This window comes from Bradyrhizobium nivariense (genome assembly GCF_029846695.2).
GTDB lineage: Bacteria > Pseudomonadota > Alphaproteobacteria > Rhizobiales > Xanthobacteraceae > Bradyrhizobium.
The window spans coordinates 389,402-396,900 of the sequence record NZ_JARWCR020000001.1 but is presented as its reverse complement, the minus strand read 5'-3'; the positions used below and the strand labels follow the sequence as shown (position 1 = coordinate 396,900).

Annotated in this window: 7 protein-coding genes and 1 pseudogene; 4 read left to right on the top strand and 4 right to left on the bottom strand. The window is 59.5% G+C overall.

The window, feature by feature from the left end; translation table 11 throughout:
• Window positions 1–888 precede the first annotated feature (888 nt).
• The 3 genes from QCM77_RS01955 to QCM77_RS01945 form a co-directional block, all read right to left on the bottom strand.
• Window positions 889–1,386, bottom strand: coding sequence for an HGGxSTG domain-containing protein (locus tag QCM77_RS01955; protein WP_462804280.1), 498 nt, complete (start codon window positions 1,384–1,386; stop codon window positions 889–891).
• A complete protein-coding gene (locus QCM77_RS01950; RefSeq protein WP_279681702.1) occupies window positions 1,379–1,627 on the bottom strand; it encodes a hypothetical protein in 249 nt (82 codons plus the stop codon). Before QCM77_RS01950 ends, QCM77_RS01955 begins: the two co-directional genes overlap by 8 nt.
• A gap of 169 nt (window positions 1,628–1,796) precedes the next feature.
• Entirely contained in the window at window positions 1,797–2,192 is a 396-nt protein-coding gene (locus QCM77_RS01945; RefSeq protein ID WP_279681672.1) for a hypothetical protein, read from the bottom strand.
• A gap of 142 nt (window positions 2,193–2,334) precedes the next feature.
• Between QCM77_RS01945 and ku the strand changes: the two are divergent.
• Window positions 2,335–3,257 (top strand): annotated as a pseudogene (gene ku / locus QCM77_RS01940) (non-homologous end joining protein Ku).
• A gap of 360 nt (window positions 3,258–3,617) precedes the next feature.
• Here ku and QCM77_RS01935 read toward each other — a convergent pair.
• Window positions 3,618–4,541, bottom strand: coding sequence for a LysR substrate-binding domain-containing protein (locus QCM77_RS01935; RefSeq protein ID WP_279681671.1), 924 nt, complete (start codon window positions 4,539–4,541; stop codon window positions 3,618–3,620).
• A gap of 240 nt (window positions 4,542–4,781) precedes the next feature.
• Between QCM77_RS01935 and QCM77_RS01930 the strand changes: the two genes are divergently transcribed.
• The 3 genes from QCM77_RS01930 to QCM77_RS01920 are packed head-to-tail and all read left to right on the top strand — an operon-like array spanning window position 4,782 to window position 7,413.
• Window positions 4,782–5,387, top strand: a complete 606-nt coding sequence (locus QCM77_RS01930; protein ID WP_279681669.1) for a flavin reductase family protein — start codon at window positions 4,782–4,784, stop codon at window positions 5,385–5,387.
• Window positions 5,384–5,788 carry a nuclear transport factor 2 family protein gene (locus tag QCM77_RS01925; RefSeq protein ID WP_279681667.1) on the top strand — a complete coding sequence of 135 codons (405 nt, stop codon included), beginning with the start codon at window positions 5,384–5,386 and terminating at the stop codon, window positions 5,786–5,788. The genes QCM77_RS01930 and QCM77_RS01925 overlap by 4 nt, the downstream gene beginning before the upstream one ends.
• Window positions 5,789–5,796: 8 nt before the next feature.
• Complete coding sequence (locus tag QCM77_RS01920) at window positions 5,797–7,413, top strand: 4-hydroxyphenylacetate 3-hydroxylase N-terminal domain-containing protein (protein ID WP_511337183.1); 1,617 nt, start codon at window positions 5,797–5,799, stop codon at window positions 7,411–7,413.
• The last annotated feature ends 86 nt before the right edge of the window (window positions 7,414–7,499 follow it).

Below are 7,499 nucleotides of genomic sequence, written 5' to 3'. Positions count from 1 at the left end.
CTGGCGTGATCCAGAACCATCCGAACCGCTCGGGTCCGGACCTCGGGTGAAAACTTGTTCGTCGTCTTGCTCGTCATGGCTCCATTCTCTCAGGAGTTGGAGCCTCCGGCAAACCCGGGGCGGTTCAAGGTTCATAAATCTTCGCGTTCCAGAATTAACGTGCAGCGCCGACGTCAAGCTTAACAAGGGAGTTAAGTTGCCGGCGATCGGGAGCCTTCTAGTGTGCTTACAAACCGTGGCACCATCCGATGTGGCGAAATTTTCCTTACCGTACTAACGGGCTCGGCCAAATCATTCTGGCTGTGCTCACTCCAGACGAGACTTTCGAATTTGAGTGGTTAGCCAATCAGATTCACAGAACTCCTGCTGACGAAATGCGCTTTCGGTCCTTGGCTATGGAGTGCGGTGTGGCAGAAGCCGGCGCAGGCGCAACTCACGTTGCCGGCAGAGATCAGGGCTTAGAGAAGTCCACTGCCGCAAAAACGGGGTCGGTAAGACATCAGGTATCGATCGCCCTTGCTGCCGTGGCTAACACTTTCTGATATTTCTTCAGTTGTGCAGATATGCGCGCAGAAACTCTCGCCGAAATTCCCATGGGATGATCCCTCACTGAAAACAACCATCTGAAAGTGGGCATGATTCCGCTTCCTGATTGCTCGCGCAAGGGTGTAGGGGGTGTTTCCGTGCAACTACGGTACGCGGGGACGCTAGGTTACCTTCGCCTTTAGTCCAATCTCGACCAGGCGGCGGACGGCTTCGGAACGAGTTGGCTTATCGGGCTGCTGTGCCGCCATCCGAACACCCCTTTGCTTTGGTCTATCGATTTGGGCCTGGTCTCGAACCGCGCCAATTCGGCCTTAGCGCCAGACAGAGCTTCCGGGATGCGTGCTAGTTCGGAGTTGGGACCGCCTCAGGCGACCGCTCAGCGATCAAACGACGCGCGTCCGCACTTTGGCGCGCCCGCTCCCGTTCGATCTTCCTGGCGGCCCTCGTGACGCCGGGACGGCGGGCCCGATGCCAGGCCTCATAGGCGGCGCGCTGTTCTGGCGTCATCTTCGCCATGCGCTCAGCGCGTTGCTTGGCATACCTTTGTTGCTGCCGAACCTTGCGGTTGAACCGCGCCACGCCGGCGGGTGTCGAGGCGTCCGGATACTGAACGACGTGCCAGGCCTTCCCCGCCGGAGTGAGACCGCCGTGATGCCGACAGCGCTTACGTCCGCTCATCGCAGGCTGCGTGCAAAGCTCGCCATTGCGGCGCTTGGCCCGACACCGTGGCCGCGCCCGAAAGCGCTTGTGGTTCGTCTGGGCATTGCGGCGCGCGTGCTCTCGGCCAGCCCGCGATTTGGCCCAGCGCGTCAGGCCCTCAGTGCGCCCCCGTTTAGCCAATGTACCGCTCCAGACAGCTAGCGCTACGAGGTATGCCGCCCTCTCCGATCAGGGCTTGAATGCCGTGAAACACCGCAAAGCGGCCATCTGACAGGATCTCGACGCGGTCCCGCGGCTGGTTGCGCTCTGTCAGCGGACCGAAGTCGACGCGGCAATATTTGATCAGCTCAGAGACCCGGCACAGATAGCCGGCCTTCGGGAAATTTCCAATCCTCACGGGGGTGATGCCAACGTGCTTCACGACGGCCTGTTGGATGAGCGCAGCGTGGCTTCAGCGGCCTGCCCCGCGAGAATCGTTTCGCGCGGGCCCGGTCCAGCTCCTTGGCGAGCGCTTTGCAATCGCCGCCGCTCAGGGGCGTCGGGTGATGCTTCGGTGCCATGGCAGCATCCAGTTTCCCAAACGCCAGCGACTACTCGAACGCAGGCCAGCAGCCGTCTTCCTCGTGACGCCCGGTTCGTTGGGTGCAGGTGTTGTCCAGCAGCCGCTGTCCGACATCTCGCCAGAGCGCCTCCGAACCATAGAGGCGAGTGGCATCTACCTTCTGGATCTCGACAACCCTGGCGCAGCGACGGCACCCGACCCTTAAAATGTGCTGAGACATTTGGCTCAGCCGCATCGCTCGTGCTGAGGGGCCAGGCCGAGGTTCGGCGCGCGGGTCGTCCAGTAGCGATTGCCAGTATTCCGGCGGCAGCTCATCGTCCGGAGCCAATCCCGGCTGCGGCGGCACCTTTCGTCCAACGACAGCGGCCATTTTTTCAATCTGCTTTAGGGTCGGCATGCGCCAACTCGCGGGTCGATCGGTCATACCTCAAATAGAACATAAGAAGAACAAAAGAGTCGAGGCCCGTCCTAAAAAATATCCTCTTGTGGGCTCGTCAACGCTGTCGGAACCAAGGTCTCGCGTTCGTCTTGAGTCCCAGCCGCCTTACTTCGGAGTACTGCGTACCATGGCCCCCCGCGCTAATTGGAAAGGCTTCCTTCGTCTTTCGCTCGTCACCTGTCCGGTAGCGCTCTACCCGGCGACTTCGGAGTCGGAAAAGGTTTCGTTCAATCAACTCAACCGAAAGACGGGCCACCGGATCAAATACGCCAAGGTGGACGCAGATACCGGTGACGAGGTAGCCAACGAGGACATCGTCAAAGGCTACAAGGTTGATACGGACACCTTCATCGAGGTCACAAAAGAAGAGCTCGAGAACGTCGCGCTTGAATCGACCCGGACCATCGAGATCGACGAGTTCGTCGACCGAACCGAAATAGACCCGCGATACCTTATCCGTCCCTACTATCTGCGACCTGATGGCAAGGTGGGCCACGATGCCTTCGCGGTAATCCGTGAAACAATCCGCGAGATGAACAAGGTCGCGATCGGGCGCGTGGTGCTGACCAACCGTGAGCACATCATCGCGCTGGAACCACTCGACAAGGGCCTGATGGGGACGCTGCTGCGCTACCCCTACGAGGTCCGCGATCCGGCCGAATATTTCGACGAAATCCAGGACGTCAAAGTCACGAAGGATATGCTCGATCTCGCCCGGCATATCGTCGAGCAGAAGGCCGGCAACTTCGAACCCGATAAGTTTGAGGACCAGTACGAAACCGCCTTGGTCGATCTCAGAAGCGGGCCGGCAAGCCGATCGTGCCGAAAGACCGGCCGAAAGGCGAGAACGTCGTCGATCTGATGGAAGCGCTCCGCCGAAGTGTCGGCGGTGCTGCGGCCGAGACCAAGTCTCCCAAGAAGCCGGCAAGGAAGGCGAAAAAGGCGGGGGCTGGCCAGAAGGAAATGCTGATGCCGATCGCCGGCAAGAAGCCCGCCAAGGAGACCGCCGCGAAGAAGCCGGCAGCAGGGACGCGGCGAAAGTCGGCCTGACGCCGAAGCAGGAGATCCGCATGGATATCAACGAAACCTCCGCGATGACCGAAGCGTCCGGGCTGACGAAGGGTCCAGGCTGTGTGAAAACCCCGTCGATGCTATGATTCCTTGCTGAATCGGCGGGGGAAGTGATGCGGGGTTTCGTTCAAGGGGCGGATCGCCAGCAGACGACGCTGTTGCCGGAATGCCTCGATGATTGGGTCGACGAGAGCAATTCTATTCGCGCGGTCGATGTGTTCGTGGAACTAATTGGGCGCGGCGCTCACCCTCCCGCTAGGCGGCCAAGCATGACTGCGTACCGAGTGTCCAACCGACGGCCAGTCATTCATCAAAAGTCTCGTCACCGGTGGCGGAACGTCAGTCCGCCTTGTCGAGAGCTGCCGCGACTGCCTTCAACCGTTCGCGCAACCAGCGATGTCCGGTATCGGTTGTGTGCCGCGGATGCCAGTACATCGTCTCATGGATGTCGGGTAGATCAAATGGCGGTTCGAGCGTTTTGATATGCGTAGTTTGGGCGAGACGCCTTGCCGCTCGCTCAAGTATGAGGCTGACCAGTTGCGTCCCCTGTAGCAGGAACGGAACGAGTAGGAAGCTCTCGACCGTGACGTCGATACGTCGCTTAACGCCGATTCCCGCAAGATGCTGGTCAGCCAAGTTCAGCTGGCGATCGGTCCCGATGCCGTAGACCAGATGGGGCAGTTCCAAGAACTGCTTTTGAGTCATGGCTTTCTTCCTAACATGAGGATTTTTCGCGTCTACGGCGCAAAGCCACCGGTCCGTCATTAGTGGGCTCGAGGGAAATGCGGTTTCGCCAAAAAGTTCGCTCGGTTCGATGATCATATCCACCTGGTCGGCCTGGACGAGGCGTGCGGCGTCCCGGGAGCGCGGCAAAAGATGCACCGTAACGTTCGGCGCTTCGACTGCGATGGTCCGGACAAAGTGGGTCAGCAGCACAAGGCCGGCATAGTCAGATGCGCTGATAGAGAATGTTCTCGTGTCGACCTTCGGATCAAACGCCGGTCGCTGGAGCAAGGTTTGTTCGATCCGTCCCAGGGTTTCTCGAATGGGTACGATCAGATCGTTCGCGTTCCGCGTGAGAGCGAGTTCGCGACCGACGCGAACGAGAAGTGGATCATGAAAGACCTCCCTGAGACGGGAGAGTGCCGCGCTCATCGCGGATTGACTGAGACCTATACGTCGCCCGGCGCGGCTGACGTTCCGTTCACTAAGCAGCGCGTCCAGCACGACGAGCAAATTCAGATCGATGTTACGAAGATTCACCTCGATGCTCCTCTTCGGCTGCGGCGCTCGCCATAGACTAGCGAGAGAACGCATCGGGCCGCAATCGATATCGGTCAGCAATGCTGGATCGGTGCGGCCTCTCGCGGCTCATGCATCCACCGGATCGATACTTGGAATCCCAAATATCGATTAGACGCGGCGAGAGGTCGAACGTACCGTTTTGATCGAGGAAGCGGCCGGCGATCTTCCGGCGACAACAAACAGACCGTGGGATGAGAAATGATCAAGTCAGCGGCAGCGCCGTCGACCCATGACGAACTTCGTTCGGATATCCATCCGACAGTTTGGGATGTCAATGGCGGTCCGGATGCGGAGTCATTCAGGGCCGCAATGCGGCGGGTTATCGGCGGCGTCACCGTCATAACGACACGGCACGATGGTCGGCCCTGGGGCCTGACGGTTAGCGCCTTTACCCCGGTCTGCATGGATCCTCCGACGATCCTGATCTGCGTTAACAGCCGGACGGTAACCGCTTCGGATATTTCGCGCGATAGCCGCTTCGCCGTTAACCTGCTCAGTCAGACCCAGCTTCACCTGTCCAAACTCTGCTCCCGCGCCGGCGAAGACAAATTTCTCGACGGTCACGTCCTTCCGCAATCTTCTCTGCCGGAGCGCGTAACCATGCCTGTCCTTCGCGACTCAATACTAACCTTCGACTGCACGGCGAGCGACGTCCGGCGTGTCGGCAGCCACCTTGTCGTTATAGCCGCCATCGAGGGGGTGCTGGCATCCCAAAGTCACCGCCCACTTCTTTACGGAGAGGGACGCTACCTTCGGGGCGTCGCACTTGACGATGCTTCGATCTGCCAGGGAGCCGGCGCATGAGGATCGCGGGCATCGCCGGCAACCTATACGATGCGTACAACCAGCACGACCCGGTTTCAGTCGCACAGCTCTATGCTGCGGACGGAACGCACGAAGACATCGCGCAGGGCCGCCCGAAGACCGGCCCCGACGAGATTGCTGCGGGACTTGGCAAGTTCTTCGGCTGGTTTCCCGACGCGATTTGGGAGCCCCAAACGGAAATTCTCGGCGCGGATGGGCGCCAGGCTGTGACCTATCTTTTGACGGCCACCCTGCAGACTCAAATGGGCCCTGTGGCCCCGCGCGGCCAGAAAATTGCGCTGCGCGGCGTGCACATCTTAGAACTGTGCAATGGCCTGATCAGTCGCAGCGAAGATTACTGGGACGCGGCCTCGTTCCAACGTCAACTTAACAATGGCTGAAGGGAAGCATGACAATGAGAACGGGTAAGCAATATTTGGAGTCGTTGCGGGACGGAAGGAAGATCTATGTCGGCGGAGAGCTGATCGAAGACGTTACCGCTCATCCGATGACAAAGGGATATGCGACCGCGATCGCGGGATACTACGATCTTCATCTCGATCCGAAGAACCAGGAGATTGCGACGTTCGTCGACAAGGACGGCAGCCGTCAGTCAATGCACTGGTTTCTGCCGCGGAACAAGGAGGACGTGATCCGCCGCCGGAAATACACGGATTTCCTGTGCCGGCACTTCAAGGGCGGCATCTTCACGCGGCCGCCGGCGGGAATGAACGTGGTTATGTTCACCCAGGTCGACGACCAAAAGCCTTGGGCAGAAGGATCCCGCTTCAAGGGCGAGCATCGCGACCTGTCCGGCAATATTCAGCGCCAATGGGATGAGGTCACCACCCAGGATCTTGCCATCTCGCCGATGTTCCTCGACGTGCAATTCGATCGCGGGCGCGACAACGCGATGGCTGAAACGCCGATGCTGAAGATCCTCGAGGAACGGGAAGACGGCATTTTAGTTCGGGGCTGGAAGGCGATCGGCACATCGGTCCCGTTCGTAAATCACCTCTTGATAGGCAATCTCTGGCGACCGGGGCAGATCCCAGAACAGACCATCTACGCGCTGGTTCCCATCGCAACCAAGGGCATTTCGGTCGTCGCACGTAAGTCCAATGCCGAACCGGACGCCGATCCGTACGATCGTCCTCTTGCCACCATCGGGGACGAGCTCGACGCGATGGTATACTTCGACGATGTGCTCATTCCTTGGTCTCAGGTGCAGCACGTCGGAAATCCGGATCACGCCAAATGGTACCCGCAGCGCCAGTTCGATTGGGTTCATCTCGAAACCCAGATCCGGCACTGCGTGCATGCCGAGCTGATGGTCGGCCTTGCATTGCTTCTGACGCAATCGCTCGGTACCAGTTCCGGCCCTGTCGTGCAGGCGCAGCTCGCTGAGCTCATCCGTTTCCGGGAGACATGTCGCGCGTTCATGATCGCGGCAGAAGAAACCGGCTTCGCGACCCCCGGCGGCTTGTTCAAGCCGAACAACATCTACATCGATTTTGGGCGGGCCTACTATCTCGAGAATCAGCACAAGATGGTGAACATGTTGATCGACTTCTGCGGTCGAGGCGTGGTCATTCAACCAACTAAGAAGGAGTTGGACCATCCCTATATCGGTCCAAAGCTCGCAGAGGCGCTGCGCGGCGCAGAAATCAGCGCCGTGGACCGGATCAGGATCTTCCGTCAGATCAGCGAGCGCTTCCTGACCGAGTGGGGCAACCGCCACGAGATGTTCGAGAAGTTCAACGGCACGCCGCTTTACCCGATCAATCTGCTCACGATGCAGCGGACGGAATACCAGGTCGACGGGCCCCTCACCGAACTGGCGCGGCAGGTTCTCGGTTTCGGAGATACGGCCGAACTCGGAAGACGGGCTGCGGAGGCCGAGAAGGCGTCGCACTACGCCAGCGTTCGATATCAGCCGAACTATGCTCGGGCTCAGGATGTCCACGATGGTTACATCGGAGACGACGTTGAACCGGAAAAGCGCAAGAAAGTTGTCGCGAACTGAAGCTTGGCCTCGGGATGGTTGCGTCCCGAGGCCTTATTCTTTGGGGGCAGGGCGCGAGCAAGGTGCGGAAACGTTACCGCGATGCG